Source organism: Rhodococcus sp. G6(2025) (assembly GCF_058628105.1).
In genome coordinates this window covers 4,837,306-4,854,398 of the sequence record NZ_CP179750.1, presented here as the reverse complement: position 1 = coordinate 4,854,398, position 17,093 = coordinate 4,837,306, and the positions used below count along the sequence as shown (strand labels likewise).

Genomic DNA, 17,093 nt, shown 5'->3' with positions numbered 1-17,093 from the left:
CAGGAATTTCAGACAGAATGCGGTGGCCAAACCGTGAGACAAACCAGAACCACTTCCGACCCGCGGGCGCGCGTTGACCCTTCCTTGCGCACGACGAGAACGCCTCGACCACAAACGAATCCACTGTTCTCCGGTACCGGGCACCTTCAGGAGGCTGTGGCGGTCCTACTCCGAAGCTGTCTTCGGCTCACCGACTGGCCGAGCTGAGCCTCCCCGACCTGTGAACGACACCGCATGCGTCGAGGCTCGAGCGGGGCTCACGGCGGTGTCAGGGCGTATCGGGCGATCACGTCGGGCAACCAGTCGGGTTCGCCGAATTGCAGACCGTAGCGCTCGGCAACTGCGGCGATCTGGGTGACATCCGGTTCGCCGGCGGCGATCAGTTCGGACACTTCCAGGAAGCAATGTTCGAAGCCGGCCGGACTGATGATCTCGATCATGCGCGCGGGGACGGTGCCGGCGTTCCACATGGCGTGCATCTCACCCCGCGGCTTTGTGATGTATCCGCCGGGTTCGAGAACGGCCTCCCGGTCGCCGGAGCGGAATCCGATCACACCCTGCGTAACTATCGAGAATTCGTCCTCCCGCGTATGCAGGTGCGGCGGCACCAGCGCACCGACCGGGAACGGGTGCTCGACGACCGACAGCACCCCACCGGTGTCACGGCCCCAGAGCTTGAATTCGACCCCAATCGGGCCCAGGTCGCCGGTCTGCCCGGTCCCCGGCGGCACGACGACCAGCGGTGGGGGATCGGTTGCGCTCACGCCTCTCACCTACTCACCGACGTTGACAGATCAGGTCACAAGTTCCCTGCTCAACTTTCCGCCGACGGCGCACGCATTGTCAACGTTCTCGGGGCGCTCCATCGGGTGCGCTCAGCCCCAACGGTTGCGCGGCGATCCGTCTCGCTTCAGGCGCGAAGTCCGCCATCCATCACCAACCGGCGATCGGGTCCTCCGAACCGTCTCCACAGAATAAAAAGCTAGGTCGGACAGGGGTTTCGCTGGAGACGCTGCGTGGATGTTTTACGGCAGTCACCCCGCGCAAGTCATGAGTGACACGGACCTTCGCTCTGGACGGAACGCGCGACCGTAGGTGCCCGACTCGAGGGCGGCGAGGTTGGCCTCGAGCGGTCGTCGGGTGGGGGTGCCGGTGCGGGCGTATTCGAATCCGTTACGCATGCCGCCGACGCCGTCCTGCGCGAACGTCGAACTCGCGTAGATCGGGACGTTGACGGCACCCGTCTGCGGGTCCGGGTCGAATCCTGCGTGCACGGCCTTGGTGGAGAAGCCCTCCCAGCTACTGCTTTCCACAATTGTCTCCTCTTCTAACCGCATTCGTGTTGGGCAGGCGTGACCGGATTTGACATGCCGGATGAACGTCGACGAGCGACGGCTTCCGAAGCACGTTCTTCTCCTTGTTCACCGGCAATGCCGTGCAGATTCCTCCTCGTTCTTCGCGACGGACGAGGATCCGCTGGCTGATCGCGCGATTCCGGGATGAAAGAATTCGAACGACTACTTCTCAGTCAACTTATTGTGGCCCAACCCAATAACTACACAGAGGCGTTGCAGCGGCCAGTGCCGGCGGCGCCTCGAACTATTCGCCGCGCGGTCGAAATACTCGAACACCACGCTGACGAACTGCTCACTGTCGAGGATGTCGCATCGGCTACGGGGAAGTACTACGGCACCACTCCGATGGGCTATCTGCGCGAGGTCCGGATGAAAGCTGTACGCGCCTGGCTACTCGAAGCCGATCCGTCGATGAAGGTCGGCTGCCCGTAATTCACCGACGGCCTGAGGGCGCTGCACAATCTGTAGGAACAGTGCCCACCCAAGCCAAATCGACGAAGCTGTCCATGTCGCGGTGTTCGGCGTCACCGATGCTCCGGGATCGAGGTTCGGTACAGGGAGTCGGTGTGCACGATGCATCGCGGCGGGGCTGGTGATCCGACTCGGCCGCCGGGCTCACCTCAGCACACAATTTGTCCTGCCGTGAAGTCCGGCGGCACGCAGGCTGGGGTGCCGCCCGGTTCGTCAGGCGTGGGCGGAAGCAAGGATCTTCCGTGCCCGGTCCGCGACGGGGAGGTCGACGAACTCGCCACTGGGTAGTCGCACCGCAGCGCCGCCAGCGTGCTCGAATGCCTCGACGACCTTTCGAGCCCAGTCGATGTCGTTCTGTCGCGGACTGAAGGTGGTGTGGATGGCCGGAAGCTGAGCGGGGTGGATGGCGGACTTGCCGAACAGACCGAGGTCACGGCTGTGGGTGGCCTGGCGGACGAGTCCGTCGGTGTCGTGGATGTGCGGGTAGACGCTGTCGATCGGTGGTGCGATGCCCGCCGCGCGGGCGGCGACGACGAGGTGGGAGCGCACGTACTGCATGGGTGCGTCCCCTTCCCCGGTGCCGAGGTCTTTCTGCAGGTCGATACCGCCGAGGGCGATGTGCGTGACTGCGGGGTGCTCGGCGATCGCGAAGGCGTTGGCGACGCCTTTCGCGGTCTCGATAGCGCAGATCAAGGGCTTTCCGGGGGCCCGGTCCGTGACCCTGCGGATGTCGTCGAGTGTTTCGACCTTGGGGATGCGGATGCCGTGCGCGGATGTGGCGACGGCGCCTAGATCAGCGTCCGCCAATTCGGTCCCCGGCGCGTTGATCCGCACCCATGCGGTGTGGGTGGTGACGGCGGATGCGACATTGTCTCGGGCTGTGGCCTTCTCGGCGGGCGGCACTGCGTCTTCGAGGTCGAGGATGACGGCGTCCGCGCCGGCGTCGAATACCTTGCCGAGCAGTTTTCGGTTGTGGCCGGGCGCGAACAGGTAGCTGCGGTCCATCAGAGGACCCCCTTCTCGGTGAGTGCGGTCAGTCGGTCCGGGTCGATGCCGAGAGTGTCCTGGTAGAACTGCTCGTTGTCCTGGCCGAGTCGGCGGCCGGCGAAGTTGATCGCACCGGGTGTTCCGAGCATGCGGAGCATGAGGTTTTGCATCTTGATCGGGCCGAGGTCCTCGTCGTCGACGGTGGTGATGCAGTGGCGGTCGAGGACGTGCGGGTCGTTCATCAGTTGCGCGACGTCGTAGATCGGTGCCAGTGCGGCGCCGACGCGTTCGAATTCGGCCGTGACTTCGTGCAGCTGTCTGTCGGCGATCCATTTCGCGACCGCTTCGTCGAGCAGGTCACCGTTGCGGCTGCGTTCGCCGGCGGAGTCGAACCAGGGTTGTTCGACGATGTCGGGTCGGCCGACCAGGCGCATGACGCGCGCGGCGACGGAGGTGGCGCTCGCGGAGATGGCGACCCACTGCCCGTCCTTGGTGAGGTAGGTGTTGCGTGGGGCGTTGTTGGGGGAGCGGTTGCCGTTGCGGCCGGCGATGGTGCCGAGTTGGTCGTACGCGGTGGGTCCGGGACCGAGGATCCCCAGCAGCGGTTCGAGCAGAGATAGGTCGATGACCTGACCCTTGCCGTCGCCGGCCGGACTGTTGCGGTGCAGCAGCGCGGTTACCACGCCGAAGGCGCCGGCAAGTCCGGCGACACCGTCGGCGAGACCGAACGGCGGCAGCGTTGGCGGACCGTCCTCGCTTCCGGTTTGGTGGGCAAATCCGCTCATTGCCTCGGCGAGGGTGCCGAATGCTCGCCGTTCGGCGTAGGGTCCGGACTGACCGAAGCCGGTGACCCGCAGCATGACCAGTCCTGGGTTGAGGTCACGGAGCCGGTCCGGGCCGAGGCCCCACTTCTCGAGTACGCCGGGTCGGAAGTTCTCCACCAGCACGTCGGCATCGACGACGAGATCGCGGAGCATCTGCTGGCCCTCGGCCGTGCCGAGGTTGAGGGTGATGCATGTCTTGTTCCGGGAGATGACCTTCCACCACAGTCCGTGGCCATTCTTGCGTGCTCCGTGTGTGCGGGCGGGATCGCCGGTGGGGTGCTCGATCTTGATGACGTCGGCGCCGTAGTCACCGAGCATCATCGCAGTGATCGGTGCCGCATAGACGGTACTGATGTCGAGGACGCGGATGCCGTGCAAGGGACCGCGCGCCGGAGTAGAGCCGGCGCCCGTGCTCTCGTCGGCCTGGTCGTCGGGCGAGTGGATGTCGCTCGGGTGTGCAGTCATAGGCTGTCCTCGCGTGGTGGGGGGAGGCGATATGGGTGCGGCGCTCGCCGCGGACGAGTGCCGCCCGATAGGCGGGTGCCAGGTGTCCCGGCGCGGCCGAAAAATTGTCAGGGCGCCGCTTCCGCCACTTCAGACTGGCACCCACACGGTTCAACTACAATAGCGGGTATGTCGACAGGCATTAACTTCTTCTAAAGTCAGGAGGTGGGTCGGGTGCTGGACACGACCAGGATGTTCACGCTGCGCGAGGTCGCCGAGCACGGCTCGATCACCGCGGCAGCGGCGGCGCTTGGGTACACCACTTCGGCTGTCTCCCAACAAATCGCCAAGCTGGAGAAGGAGGCCGGGCAACCACTCCTCGAGCGGCACGCGCGCGGCATCGTGCTGACCGAGGCGGGGCGATCGGTGGTCAAGCACACCGAACGCATCCTGATCGAACTCGAGGCCGCCGATGCCGAACTCGCCGAGATCAAAGGACTGCGCGCGGGTGTGCTGGCGCTCGGCACGTTCCCCACGGCTGGGTCGTCACTGCTGCCACTCGTGGTCAAGGAGTTCAAGACCCGGCACCCGGGGGTCGAGCTGAAGGTGCTCAGTGGCCGGTTTGCGTATTTGGTCGATGCGCTTCGCCGCCGGGAGACCGAACTGTCGCTGCTGTGGGACTACGAGTGGAACCGGGTGGATGACCCCACGTTGACGTACCACCACGTGATGAACGATCCGACCGTGCTGCTGGTGTCGGAACGGCACCGACTGGCCGACCGCGACTCGATCCGGATCGCCGAATTGCGCGACGAGTCGTGGGTGGTCCGCGCCGACGATCATCCGGTCGCGCAAACCCTCGAAAAACTTTGTCAGCAAGGTGGTTTCACGCCACGCACGAGTGTCTTCGCGCACGACTACGGTGAGGTGCAGGCGATGGTCGCCGTCGACCTCGGCGTGGCTATTGCTCCGCGACTGGCCGTGCTCAACCTTCGGCCCGACGTCCGGTCGATTCCCCTCGCTACCCGTCCGCCGCAACGGCGGATCCTGGTCGCGCATCTGACCGAGCGGCGGCTGAGCCCGGCCGCGCAGGAAGGAATCGCGGTGTGCGCTGCCGCCGCCCACCAGCTGCAGGAGGGCTTCGAAACCGGATAGGACCGGTCAGCTTCGGCCGATTCCGAAACAGTCGGCAAGGTGGGTGATCTTCTCGGCGCGACCGAGCCGGGGCAGGTCGCTGCCGTCGCGAACAATCCGGCCGCGGGCTTCGAAATCAGCGAGAAACTCCCGCGCCCAGGTCACGTCCGAGGGGGTGGGGCTGACGGTTTCGTTAATTGCCGGCAGTTGTTCGGTGTCCAGACACAGCTTCCCGGTCAACCCGAGGGACACGGACACGGCGGACTGCTCGCGCAGCACGGTGTGACTGTTGCTGACGGTGGGGCCGTCGATCGGTCCGGGCAGGTTGCCGATTCGGCTGGCGACCACCAGCCGGGAGCGGGGGTAGGCCATGGCGAGGTCGTCGGCGCTGGTGCCGGTGTCGCGGCGATAGTCGCCGCTGCCGAAGGCGAGCCGGAAGACGCCGCGGGCGCGGGCGATATCACCGGCCTGGTCGATTCCGAGGGCGGATTCGACCAACGCGAGTACCGGGGTGGATCTGCCGAGTCGGTCGAAAGTTTCGGTGATATGTTCGGCGGCTTCGGTTTTCGCGAGCATCACGCCCGCCAGTCCGGGAAGCCCGGTGAGGCGATCGACGTCATCGCTCCAGTAGGCCGAGGAGCGGTCGTTGATCCGCACCCAGGCCGAGGTGTTCTCGAGCCAGGCGGCGACCTCTTCCCGTGCGTCGGACTTGAGTTGGGGGTCGACGGCGTCCTCGACGTCTAGGACGATTTGGTCCGCGCAGGAGCGGTAAGCCTGGTCGAACAGGTCGGTGCGGGTGCCGTTGACCAGGAGCCAGGATCGGGCGATCCGAGCATCGATTTCCCGACGTGCGATCGCCACGTTCTCCGGTGTTCGGATCCTCATCGCGCGGAGCCGACCAGTGCCGGGGCCGGCGCCGGGGCGGTGACGAACAGTTCCGCCGATGCGATGCGGCGGGCCGCCCGGTGCAGGGTGACCGATTCGAGTACCCCGTCGAGGGAAACGGAGAGGTCGACATCGAGTACCCCGGCGGGTGTTCCCACCCGAAGCGATCCCGGCCACCGGACCTGTGTGTTGTCGGTGACGACACCTCCGGTCACGGTGGAGGCCGCGGCGACAGCGACCGCGGAGGTGAGCCCAATCGCCGGGTGCGGGGCGAGCATCGACAGCATCCGGACCGAGATGTCGTAGTCCTCGGCGCGGATGTCGACGCCGGCGCTGGTGCGGTAGTCCGCCGGCGGACCCACGACACCGACTTTCGGAATCGCATGGGAGATAGGATCTCCCGGCTTGCTCAACCCCATCCGCAACGAGGACTCCCGACGTAGCGACAGCAGCAGCGGCAGGTGTTCGGCGATCGTCTGGTTGTCCTCCGCACCGGTGAGGCCGAGATCGGCGGCGTTGAACAACGCAGCCGGGGCTCCGGCGACGACCATCGTGGCGCGGTACGTGTGGTCGGCAATCGAGATCTGATCGGCGGCGGCGCCGGTGGGCAGCAGGGTGGCCGCACCGGCGGCGAGACCGGTGAAGGTGAGCCCCACCGGGACACCCAACGCGCTGGTACCGGGCACGGCCGCGTCGCCTTCGGTGGGGATCATCCCGCCCGGAGTGGCAATCTGGGCGTCCAGGATCGCGCCGGTGTTCTGGTTCCGCATCCGCACGGTCGTCGTCGCGGAGTCCACCGGAACGAACCCGGACTGCAGCGCGTACAGCCCGATCGCCGTGGCGCAGTTTCCGCAGTTGCTGCCCCATTCGACCTGGCGGTCACCAATCGCGACCTGAGCGAACAGGTAGTCGACGTCGATTTCGGGCGCGCTGGAGCGGCACACGATCGCCGCCTTCGAGGTGGTCGAGCTGCCGCCGCCGACACCGTCGAGCTGACGCGGATCACCCGAGCCGAATGCCGACGTCAAGATGGCATCGAGGCCGCCGGCCTGAGCAATGAGCGGATCGACGTCGAATGCGTTGAACAGCCAGCACTTGCTGGTTCCTCCCCGCATCCAGGTTCCATGAAGTGTGAACACGGTCCGGCCCACCTTTCGGGTTCGAAGAGTTTGTGAGGCACCGCTGGAGGCTCTGATCGGATGGGGAGCGTGCTTCCCAGCGGTGTCCCACTGCCCACCCTGACCTACATCAGGGTGGAGAACAATGGCGAATAAGTCGATGAGGGTTAACTTCAGTTAAACCCTCGCGGGTGCGGTCTGCGCGTCAGACCAGTGTCGGGACGGCCACCAGCACCAGCCAGCACAGGGCCGGCGCGATCGCGACCACGATGCCCGCGTTGAGGAGCAGTTGCCGGTAGAACCGGGGCCGCTCGATGTTCTGGGCGTTGGCGAGGACGAGTGCGCCGTTGGTCGAGAACGGGGAGACGTCGACCACGGTGGCGGAGATGGCGAGTGCTGCCACGACTCCGACGACCGGCAGCGCCCCGGTCTGCAGCAGAGGAAGCGCGAGCGGGATGACGGCGGTGAGTAGCGCCGTCGACGATGCGAACGCCGAGGTGACGCCGATGACGTAGCAGAGGACGACGGCGACCAGCAGCGGTGCGCCGATGGTGATCGCCATCTCGGCGAGGTGGTCGATCGTGCCGATCTCTTCCATGAGCGAGATGTAGGTGACCATGCCGGCGACGAGCAGCACGGTGGACCAGCTGATACCGGCGATAGCCTCACTCTGCTTGGACAGGTCGGTGAAGGCGAGGATCGCACCGGCAGCGATGGCGACGAAGCTGATCGGCATATGCAGCACCAGGACCAGCACCAACACCGCGGCAATCAGGACGAGGGTGAGCTTCTGGACCCCGGTGACCGGCTGCACGTCGTGGTCGGTGACGACCTCGGTGCGCGGCGTCCGGATGAGGACCTGAGTGCCGCCCCCACCGGACGATTCGCCGGCCGGCGTTCCCCCGGGTCCCGCGGTGGGGGTGCTCAGCGCGCTCCCACCACCGTCGGAGTCGATGCCGGCGCTCGAGCCGGTGGCGGAGAACTCGAGGTTCCGTACCCGGGCAAGGACGGCGTAGCCGACCACTGTGAGGACCGAGAGCAGCAAATTGATGCCGTAGCTGGCGAAGAACAGGGTCCAGGGGGCGATCGTCAGGCCGCTCGACTCGACGATGTCGCGGACGAGGACACCGGAGACCGAGATTGGGGAGAACGCTCCGGCGTGCGCGCCGTTGATGGTCATGATGCCCATTACCAGCGGACTCATCCGGGTCCGGGCGGCGAACGACATCGCCGCCGGGGAGATCAATGCGACGGCCGCCGGGCTGAACGTGCCCAGGGCCGTGAGCACGGAGGCGCAGAAGAAGAACACCCACGGGACGATCGTCACTCGTCCGCGAACGCCGCGTATGCAGGCGTTGACCAGGAGGTCGATGGTCCCGTTCTTCTTCGCCATACCGAAGAAGTAGGTGACGCCGATGATCGTCAGCACGATCGAACTGGGGAACTCGGCGAGGATTTCCTTGTCGTCGTAGCCGAGGAGGAACGCCCCCACGACGAAAGCGCCGATGAACCCCAATATGCCGATGTTGATGGGGAAGAAGGTGGCTATCACGAACATTGCCACCAACGCGATCAGTGGCAGTATCTCGATGGAAGTCATGGGCGTTCTTTCGGTTCGCTGCGGGGCGGATCGAACGGCGCCTGGTCGGCGGCCGGTCGCGACGGACAGACGTGAATATGGGGCGGAGTCACGCGATGTAGATCGGGAGTTGTCACTCCCGCAGGCGCTGTACGCGGTGCACGACGCCGCTCGAGGTGACTGTCGACGGCGTCGGCCGCCCACCCCGCACCGGGTTGCAGTACCTCATCGATGCCGGCCGACGGGAGCCGCAGTGAGCGCACTGGGCGACCGACGGGATCGACAGGGCGATTCGGTGCCGTGATCCCGGGTGGTGAGGGAGTTGCGATCGTCTGCATGTCACATCCTTCGCTTGATCATTACCCAGATCACACTATGAGCGGGTTATGTTTATGACAATGTCGTATTTCTACGGCGGGGTTTAGCAGGATTAAAGGCTTGTGAGAGGTATCGATGCGCAACTCGTTCGATGTGGTGACACTGTTCCTGCTCCTCGACATCGCCGAGGCCGGATCCCTCACCGGCGGCGCCGAACGCGCCAACGTCACGCCATCCGCCGCGTCGCAACGCATCGCCAGGTTGGAACAGGAGATCCGGCAGCCGGTACTGACCCGCCTGCCTCGCGGCGTCCGGTTGACGGAGGCCGGTGAAATTCTCGTCACGCGTGCGCGGCTGTTCCGTCAGGAAATGCGCGCTGCCCGTGGTGACTTGGAAGCTCTGCTGGGGCTCGAGCGCGGCACCGTCCGACTCGGCTCCTTCCCGACCGTCAGCGCCTCACTACTCTCGGACGCGCTGAAGGACTATCACGCCCACTGGCCCGGCATCGACGTGCGGGTCCAATCCGCGGTCCGCCCGCGACTGCTGGAAATGCTCCATTCGAGCGAGGTCGAAATGGCGTTGCTCTGGAGTTACGACTGGACCGAGGAGACCGAGAAATCCCTGGCCCTCATACCGCTGATGGAGGACGAAACGGTCCTGCTCGTCCCTCTCGACGGGCCATACATCGACAATGTCGCGGTGGCATCGCTGCGATCGGCGAAGTGGATCATCCGCAACGCAGACCACCCCGCCGCCGAAGTGCTCTACCGTAGCTGCGAGACGGCAGGGTTCACCCCGAACGTCGTCTACGAGGCCCATGACTACCAAGAGATCGAAGCGATGGTCGCCGCGGGGGTGGGCATCGCCATGGTTCCGCGTCTGGCCGTCGCACACCATCGCCCGGACGTCCGCGCTGTGCGGTTTCTTCCCACCGACCGGGTTCCGACACGATCGATTTACATCGCTTCGCTTGCGCGTCGGCAGTACACCCCGAGCATGCATGCCGTCTCCCGGGCGCTGCACGACGCCGCCGACACCATCACCGCGCGACGCTGACTTTCGTCTCCGCCCTGGAGTGAGGACAGCTATAGATGCAGCATCGACCAGCCGAGCCAGTCCAGCCGGGATCACCAGGACGTCGTCCGCGTTGTATACCTGCGCGCCAGCGCACGAGAATCTGGAGCGAACTCGCCCCTGCCCGAGATCCTACGAGTTCTCGCCCGATCTTGCGGACCGCCGCCGAGATCGACGAGACGATCCTGATCGTCTCGCACAACATCAACCTCGCGCGGACGGTGCCGGACAACATCGGCATGCTGTTCCGTCGTCATCTGGTGATGTTCGGTCCGCGGGAGGTGCTGCTCACCAGTGAGGAGCCGGTGGTCAAGCAGTTCCTGTGTGGTGCCCGTCAGCCCACGCGGATGCCGTTGTCGGCGAGGAACTCGCGGGCACGACCCAGTTGACGGTCGGTGGCGAAGGTGTACCACTGGTCGGTGAGGCTCTCCTGGTGGACGAGGTCGCGGAATAGGCCGAACGCGCCCTTGCCCTCGATCGCCCGCTCCAGCCGCTCCCGTAGCGCCGAATCGTGTTGCCGCTCGGCGAAGGCCGCCATGTCCCGCCAGCCATCCCGCGAGCCGGTGCGGTCGAACCGGAGCCAACGGTCGGGCTCGGTCTCCACGTCGACGGCGGCGTCCTCGCCGACCATCATCGGATCAGTGCTGCTGGCGTCGTACACCTGTCCGGTGCGCAGGTCGAGGTAGCCACCGGTGGACATGCCCAGATCCCCCTCCAATTCGGCACCGAGCATCTCGAGGTCGACTGGCACCACCCGCCCGGCCAGCGGCTCGCCGCGCAGACACGCGAGCAGGTCCTCGGCCAGCACCCCGTCACCCGCGCCGGCGCGCCAGGTCAGCCGGTTGATGACCGACACCGCCACCGGCTCGGCCTGCTCCCGTCGCTGCTTCAGTGCCATCGGTATTCCGGCCCCTACCTGTTGCAGCGCGTCGTCGACGTCATGTCCCCGCACCGCGGCGAGGAACCGGGCGGCATCTGCTGCCGCGATAGCGGCGCGCAGCTCGGACACATCGAGTGCGGGCACCTGGTCCTGTGCGGGCCACGCGTGCAGCAGCATCGGGTGCGGATGGCTCGGTCTGCGCGGTGCTCGGCTCTGCCCGTCGTCGTCGGACCACCGGCGCCCGTACTGATCCGGGATGGCGCCCCACCCCCAGTACGGCAGAGGCTTCCCTGGCGTGATCCCCAGCACTTCCAGGGGGTCGACCTTGTCGCCGCTGATCAGACAGCGGTGGGTCCAGTCATCACCCAGGTCGAAGGTGAACTGGAACTCCGCCCCGGGCTTCAGGAGCCGGGCGACTTTGGCCGACTCGATGTTCACCGCCTCGGTGATGGGCCCGCCGAGCGACTCCACCATCTCGGCCCCAGTCTCCGTGTCGGTGACCATTCGTCCATCGGCAAGGGTGAACATCGACAGGTGCGAGCGGTCCCACCGGGCGAAGGCGTCGTTGATCGCATTCGCGAGATCCAGGAAGGTATGCGACGGTCCGACCGCGAAGACGCGGCCGGGCCATGGCCACAATTCCTCGCCGCGCCCGCCGAGCAGCTCCACCGTCACCGACCACCACGTTCGTGCCATTCCTCGAGGATGCCATGCGGGCCGCGGCGCCGCCTGCTCACAGCCGCAAACCGCGCACAGCGCTTCACCGCTAACGGATCCGCTTACGGAACGAAGGCGGACTGCCGCCAGCATGCTCTGGGACGTCACTTCGTCCCGGTGCGGGTTCCTGCAAACACGTGTGGTGATTCGGCCGCCCGCGGAGACTGGCTGTATGGCAAGCGAATGGCAGGATTCGGAACGACATGCCAGCTGGGTACTGGGTTCGCGACGGAGTCGAGGTGATGCGGAAGACCACGGTGGTCTCACTCGTGCCCGCCCGGTTCGAAGCTTATGGCCGCGTGCTGCACCCGGTGCAGTCGGTCGACGACAGCGGGCATACGCGGTGGCTGCGCTGGTCGGACATCGCCCGTGTCACGGGCGCGATGGCTCATCCTTCGATGGAGCTGGAGACAACGCTCGAATTCGCCCCGAAGGGATACTTCCAGTCGACCCCCATCGTCCCGGAGTGTCGGTCGACGTGTGGCGACGCGGCGATCGTGAACGAGGCGTCCAGCTAGTCGAACAGGCGCTGCAAATCGACCTCAAAGTGAACGACCGGTTCAACGCAAGCCTGTGTCTGCAAGCGCTGGCATGGATCTGGCATCGGAGAAGCTCAGCTGGTCTGTGGGAAGCGCGATTGTCGTACTGCCCAATTTGAGTGAGTACCAGAAAGCCTGTGAAGGCGCGACGCAGCGTGCCTCGAGTACGGAGGCTTATGCATCTGCGCATCGTGACGGCGCGGCGTTAGGTTTCGACGCCGCGGTCGCCTACGCATTGGGTGAGCAACTTCATCCTCCGGAGTCGATCCCTTGCGGTCCCGCCGCACACCTGACAAAGCGTGAGCTGGAGGTTGCTGATCTGATTGCCGAGGGCCTGACGAATAAGGAGATCGCTGCTCGCTTGGAAACTTCCCCTCGCACCGCTCAGGGGCATGTCGAACACCTACTTACGAAGTTGGGATTCACTTCACACGCACAGGTCGCGGCATGGGTCGTCGAAACACGCAGAGAAAATTCTGTGCCCCACGTCGCGGCGTTGGTGGCGGTGATGATGGCCGCTGCCTCCTGCAGGACCGCACCGCAGTACACGGATGCGAACATCGAAACACTGCCCTCGAATGCAGTAGGAACCGTGTCGCTCGGCGACCGCGCGGTCGAAACCTTCCGTGGTCGGACCCTGGTGTTCGTCTTCGACGAGAGCGGAAACGTCCTCGGCCGTTGGAAAACGGACGCATCGGCGGCAACCAGGTGGTGCCTTACACCACAACGTAGTCACCGCCTGCTGCCATGCAGTGACCACACACACCGACACCGCCGCATCGATACCCCTCTCACCGAGCACACCCCGTGCATCGATCTGAAACAACCCAAACGACGTCTCGGCTGGTCAGGCCGGTGTGAGACGGCACTGAACCGGTGTGGGAACGGGCCGAAAACCGCCTGCAGGTAGCCTTCACTGCATGGATGCGGTGAAGATCGACGCAATCGAGCGTTACCGCGCTGTCAACGACGCTGCGGCCACGCCCGAATTTCGTCTGCCCGCTCATGCGTTCCGAATGCCTTTCGAGAGGAGCAGAGAGTTGTCGGTATCGAAGCCCGAATCGAAAACCAGAAACCCGGAGAAAGGGTATGTCGCCCTTCTGGGTTGGAGTTTGAATGCTATCGAAGCTGTTGACCGTTTCGACAGGCGATATCTCGTCGTCGCGCCCGATTGGGCCGAAGATTATTGCAAGGAACACGGAATTCCGTATGTGCCGTGGAATTTCGAGCGATTGAACGATCGTTCCATGGAGATCGCCGAGACGCTGAAGGCGAAAGGTGTCGACGTCGCGATCCCACTGTTCGAGGAGACCGTCGAGTGGGCGGGCGCGATCAACTCCGTTCTTCTCGACAATCCACGACTCTTCGGCCAGTCTCTGCTGCTGCGCGACAAGGCCTTGATGAAACGTCGCGCCCAACTCGGCGGCATCCGCGTGGGAATCTTCGAGGAAGCCCACGAACGCGACGACGTCATCCGATTCCTCAAGCGAGTCAACCAGACATTGCTCAAGTTGGACGGCGACCCGAACGATCCGATCCATCTCAAAGCCTTCGACAAGGCCGGCAGTCTCGGGCACCGGGTGATCCGCACCCCGGATGAGGTCGACACCATCCCGGACGAGGAGTTCCCGGTCTTGATGGAGTCTCATCTGGACGGGTGGGAGTTCGCAGTCGAGGCATGGATTCACAACGGAAAGATCCGCTTCCTCAACATCTCGGAGTACGTGACCCTCGGATACTCCGTGTTCGTCCCGGCCACACCGGAGTTGGAGAAGTACCGTCCGGAGATCACTCGTCAGATCGAGAAACTGATCAAGACCTTCGACATCGAATTCGGGTTCGTTCATCCCGAGTACTTCGTCACCAGCGACGGAGAGATGTACTTCGGAGAGGTCGCGTACCGTCCGCCGGGCTTCAAGGTGTTCGAGTTGCTGGAACGTGCCTACGGGTTCAACGCATATCAGGGCCTGGTGCTGGCATTCGATCCCAAGACGACGGAAGAAGAAATCGAGGACTTCTTCCCGAAGGAAGTGGTGGACGCCAAGGGGCATGCCGGCTGTTTCGGTGTCTATCCACGACGACGCGTCGTCAGCCAACTGTGTATGCCAGAGGAGACCGAGGACCACATCTATTTCGAATCCCACGAGCTCACAGCGCCATTGGAAGAGACGGTCACCAAGCGAACTGCATTCGGCACGCATTGGGGACTCCTCCACTTCTTCGGTGACGATCCCTACGAGATGCGTGATCTACTGAAGAAACAGGAAGAACTCGACTTCTACGTTTGAGTCGAGCAGGTCCGTTCATACGTGAGGATCCCCGGTTGAAATCGACCAGCAGCGATACGAATACCGACAGCACGACGTTGGAGAAACGTCTGGCCGGGCTCGACGATGCCACCCGATCGTTGGCAGTGACCCGCGATTTCGGTAAACACGTCAAGCTACGCCCGGTGCTGGACGCCCTGCGTCTGGTTCTATTGCAGCCGGGGGGCGCCGCAGCGGTGCAGGCCCGCGCGGCGGACCTGGACGAAGCGGGCCTGTTCGTCGGCACCGACTGGGCCGAACCACAGATTCTCATCCCGGCGCTGAGCACCGGAGCATTGAGCAGCGCCAATGCGGACACGGTGGTACTGGAGGCCGTCAACGAATTGCGCCTGCTGGCCGTCGCCAAGGGCGAGTATGCGCACCCGTTGATCTCCGCCGAGCAAGCCAGGCACCATCTTTCGCAAGTCCTGGCCGTCAACATGTCGCTGTTGTTGACGCCCCCCAGCGAAGCGGAGCGTGAACAACAGGGACGCCTGGCGCAGGCGACCCGGGCACTGTTCCGTCATCTGGGACAGGGCGTCGGGTACGACAACATCCTCGAACACCTCGTGGAGGAGATCTGGAGGATCCTGCGGCAGCGGCCAATACAGGTCGATCAGGTCAAGCAGATGATCACACAGATCGCCGTATACAGGAACAGTCCGGACATCGAACCGGGTGCCAGCGGGGTCGGCGCCGATCGTCTGATCAGCAGTCTTTTCGGCACAACGGATGCCTGCCGGGAAGACCCGGGCGTCGATGTCTACCGCAGTCGCCTGGAAGCAATGGACAGCAGCGGCCTCCAGTACGAAGCGGCCGGATTCGCGCGCGCAATGCACGACACCGGACTGGTCTCGCCGTACCACGCCGTACTGCTGCGGTACCTGCTCGAAAAAGGGGAGTACCTGATCGGGGAAGCCCTGGGGCTGTCCAGCACCGGCCGCGACTGCCTGCTCTGCTACCACGACCTGGTGCGCAGCCTCATCGACAATGCGGTCCATATCGAGACCGCCCAATGCATCTACGGTCTCGCGTTGATGCTGGAACGGGGCATTCTCTATCAACCGGCCGTCGCCCCCGCCATGTGGCGCCAACTGGCGCAACCACTGTCGGAGTATTCGCGGCAACGCCTGACCCGGACCTTCGGGCCGACGCTGGACGCTCGGGCTTGGCTGTTGTCCGGAATGCTGTCGATCCTGGGCTTGCCGCTGGGAGTGGGACAAGGCGACAACCCGACGTGCCAGTCGGCGAGGGCGCTGTCTATGTGGGCGTACAACGATCCGGACTACCTGCTCCAAACCCTGGTGTGGGCGGCACGGGACGACGAGATCGTCATGCATTTCGAAGGGCAACCGATTTCGTCTCGCGACAGTGCGTCCGGTGTTGCGACCGTGCTGCCAGTCGACCTCGACCCGGTATCGCTGCTCGTCGTGCCGCACCTCGACCGCATCTACGCGGAGATGGGGAGGCGGTGCGCCGACCGCGAAGGCGACCCGCACCGCTGGGTCAACCCGGAGTTCCACGGCTGGTGGTCGGGCCGCGGGTTCCGTATCAACGTGGACGTGCCAACCGGCAAACTGACCGAACTCGACGAGTTCCTTCGTCATTTTTATGCCAGCTATCACCCCTTCTACAACGGCAACCAACCGCTCATTCACCCCCAACCGGCCGGTATCGCTGTCACCGACAGCGCCGCCCGATTCATCGGCTGGCATGCGATCACCGTGCTGCGGGTCAATTTGGACCCGCAAGAGGTGATGCGCGTTTACTTCTACAACCCCAACAATGACAGCGGACAGGACTGGGGTGACGGCGTCGTCGTGAGCACCGCAGGTCAAGGCGAAAGATTCGGCGAATCTTCGCTACCGTTCGAGCAGTTTGCCTCCCGGCTGTACATATTCCACTTCGATCCACTGGAGCCAGGCGAAGTAGCTGGGGTCACCCGAGGCGAGCTCGATCGCGTGGTGGGGCACATCCACCGCAGTTGGGGTGCGGATCGGCTGCCGGAACTCGAGACACACGCAGACTGTTGACTCGACTTCACGCCGCAATCATGGTGCCGGTCCGGACGATGCCCGGGCGTGCACGGATCAGCCTCTTTGGCGTGCGCTCACCGGCCTGCTGACGCCGTGTCTGTTCTCGAGTTAGGTTCGTGCGGGCAGATGGCGACCCCGAGCCTTCCGCGTGGGTACAGATCCGGATCCACGTTTCACCCTCGCGAACGAGCGGACGTTTCTGGCCTGGATCCGGACGTCGCTAGGGCTTCTCGCGGCCGCCGTAGGGTTCCAAGCCTTTGGGGCCGAGTTGGTCGGCCCGACGGTCCACACGGTGCTGGTGATCGGAATGCTCGCGGGTTCCGCTGCGCACGGTGACGCATGGTCCGAGCAGGAGGATCGATGTCGCATCTGCTGGCGGTGCGGGGCGGCGGCTCCCACAGTTGGGTGGGCGCCGCCGGGTCCGCC

Annotated in this window: 14 protein-coding genes and 3 pseudogenes; 9 read left to right on the top strand and 8 right to left on the bottom strand. The window is 64.7% G+C overall.

The features are described 5' to 3' along the window. Nucleotides 1–257: 257 nt before the first annotated feature. Together ACLIVD_RS22265 and ACLIVD_RS22260 are read right to left on the bottom strand one after the other, a co-directional pair. On the bottom strand, nucleotides 258–764 hold the full coding sequence (locus ACLIVD_RS22265) for a cupin domain-containing protein (RefSeq protein ID WP_283335031.1): 507 nt from the start codon (nucleotides 762–764) through the stop codon (nucleotides 258–260). A gap of 315 nt (nucleotides 765–1,079) precedes the next feature. After that, nucleotides 1,080–1,337: pseudogene (locus tag ACLIVD_RS22260) on the bottom strand (PLP-dependent transferase); the annotation flags it as partial. A gap of 162 nt (nucleotides 1,338–1,499) precedes the next feature. On the opposite strand from ACLIVD_RS22260, the gene ACLIVD_RS22255 reads away from it, so the two are divergent. After that, nucleotides 1,500–1,787 (top strand): AraC family transcriptional regulator, encoded by a 288-nt coding sequence (locus ACLIVD_RS22255; RefSeq protein WP_283335030.1) that lies wholly within the window; start codon nucleotides 1,500–1,502, stop codon nucleotides 1,785–1,787. A gap of 252 nt (nucleotides 1,788–2,039) precedes the next feature. Here ACLIVD_RS22255 and ACLIVD_RS22250 read toward each other — a convergent pair whose 3' ends face one another. Both ACLIVD_RS22250 and ACLIVD_RS22245 read right to left on the bottom strand, forming a co-directional pair. Beyond that, nucleotides 2,040–2,831, bottom strand: a complete 792-nt coding sequence (locus ACLIVD_RS22250) for an HpcH/HpaI aldolase/citrate lyase family protein (protein WP_491930688.1) — start codon at nucleotides 2,829–2,831, stop codon at nucleotides 2,040–2,042. After that, nucleotides 2,831–4,102, bottom strand: a complete 1,272-nt coding sequence (locus tag ACLIVD_RS22245; protein ID WP_283335028.1) for a CaiB/BaiF CoA transferase family protein — start codon at nucleotides 4,100–4,102, stop codon at nucleotides 2,831–2,833. The genes ACLIVD_RS22250 and ACLIVD_RS22245 overlap by 1 nt, the downstream gene beginning before the upstream one ends. Nucleotides 4,103–4,315: 213 nt before the next feature. Here ACLIVD_RS22245 and ACLIVD_RS22240 point away from each other — a divergent pair, with 213 nt between their 5' ends. After that, nucleotides 4,316–5,236, top strand: a complete 921-nt coding sequence (locus ACLIVD_RS22240; protein WP_283335027.1) for a LysR family transcriptional regulator — start codon at nucleotides 4,316–4,318, stop codon at nucleotides 5,234–5,236. A 6-nt stretch (nucleotides 5,237–5,242) separates the two neighbouring features. Here ACLIVD_RS22240 and ACLIVD_RS22235 read toward each other — a convergent pair whose 3' ends face one another. From ACLIVD_RS22235 to ACLIVD_RS22225, 3 genes are all read right to left on the bottom strand, one after another. Next, nucleotides 5,243–6,100: an HpcH/HpaI aldolase/citrate lyase family protein gene (locus ACLIVD_RS22235; RefSeq protein ID WP_491930687.1), complete on the bottom strand. Its 858-nt coding sequence runs from the start codon at nucleotides 6,098–6,100 to the stop codon at nucleotides 5,243–5,245. Further along, nucleotides 6,097–7,215, bottom strand: a complete 1,119-nt coding sequence (locus tag ACLIVD_RS22230; protein ID WP_283335085.1) for a PrpF domain-containing protein — start codon at nucleotides 7,213–7,215, stop codon at nucleotides 6,097–6,099. Before ACLIVD_RS22230 ends, ACLIVD_RS22235 begins: the two co-directional genes overlap by 4 nt. A 208-nt stretch (nucleotides 7,216–7,423) precedes the next feature. Then, the gene (locus ACLIVD_RS22225) at nucleotides 7,424–8,818 is read right to left on the bottom strand and encodes an SLC13 family permease (protein ID WP_283335025.1); all 1,395 of its coding nucleotides are present in this window, start codon (nucleotides 8,816–8,818) and stop codon (nucleotides 7,424–7,426) included. A 432-nt stretch (nucleotides 8,819–9,250) separates the two neighbouring features. Here ACLIVD_RS22225 and ACLIVD_RS22220 point away from each other — a divergent pair, with 432 nt between their 5' ends. Together ACLIVD_RS22220 and ACLIVD_RS22215 are read left to right on the top strand one after the other, a co-directional pair. Beyond that, nucleotides 9,251–10,171: a LysR family transcriptional regulator gene (locus ACLIVD_RS22220; protein WP_283335024.1), complete on the top strand. Its 921-nt coding sequence runs from the start codon at nucleotides 9,251–9,253 to the stop codon at nucleotides 10,169–10,171. A 179-nt stretch (nucleotides 10,172–10,350) separates the two neighbouring features. Next, nucleotides 10,351–10,518, top strand: a pseudogene (locus ACLIVD_RS22215) (ABC transporter ATP-binding protein); the annotation flags it as partial. Between the two features lie 5 nt (nucleotides 10,519–10,523). On the opposite strand, the gene ACLIVD_RS22210 reads toward ACLIVD_RS22215, so the two are convergent. Next, a complete protein-coding gene (locus ACLIVD_RS22210; RefSeq protein WP_283335023.1) occupies nucleotides 10,524–11,765 on the bottom strand; it encodes a UPF0158 family protein in 1,242 nt (413 codons plus the stop codon). Nucleotides 11,766–11,989: 224 nt separating this feature from the next. Between ACLIVD_RS22210 and ACLIVD_RS22205 the strand changes: the two genes are divergently transcribed. The 5 genes and pseudogenes from ACLIVD_RS22205 to ACLIVD_RS22185 all read left to right on the top strand — a co-directional run. Continuing rightward, nucleotides 11,990–12,304, top strand: coding sequence for a hypothetical protein (locus tag ACLIVD_RS22205; protein ID WP_283335022.1), 315 nt, complete (start codon nucleotides 11,990–11,992; stop codon nucleotides 12,302–12,304). 73 nt (nucleotides 12,305–12,377) lie between these two features. Beyond that, nucleotides 12,378–13,235: a response regulator transcription factor gene (locus ACLIVD_RS22200; protein WP_283335021.1), complete on the top strand. Its 858-nt coding sequence runs from the start codon at nucleotides 12,378–12,380 to the stop codon at nucleotides 13,233–13,235. Between the two features lie 106 nt (nucleotides 13,236–13,341). After that, nucleotides 13,342–14,613: an ATP-grasp domain-containing protein gene (locus ACLIVD_RS22195; protein ID WP_164061463.1), complete on the top strand. Its 1,272-nt coding sequence runs from the start codon at nucleotides 13,342–13,344 to the stop codon at nucleotides 14,611–14,613. A 35-nt stretch (nucleotides 14,614–14,648) separates the two neighbouring features. After that, complete coding sequence (locus ACLIVD_RS22190; protein ID WP_283335020.1) at nucleotides 14,649–16,664, top strand: hypothetical protein; 2,016 nt, start codon at nucleotides 14,649–14,651, stop codon at nucleotides 16,662–16,664. Nucleotides 16,665–16,815: 151 nt separating this feature from the next. Next, nucleotides 16,816–16,989, top strand: a pseudogene (locus ACLIVD_RS22185) (YidH family protein); the annotation flags it as partial. Nucleotides 16,990–17,093: the final 104 nt, after the last annotated feature.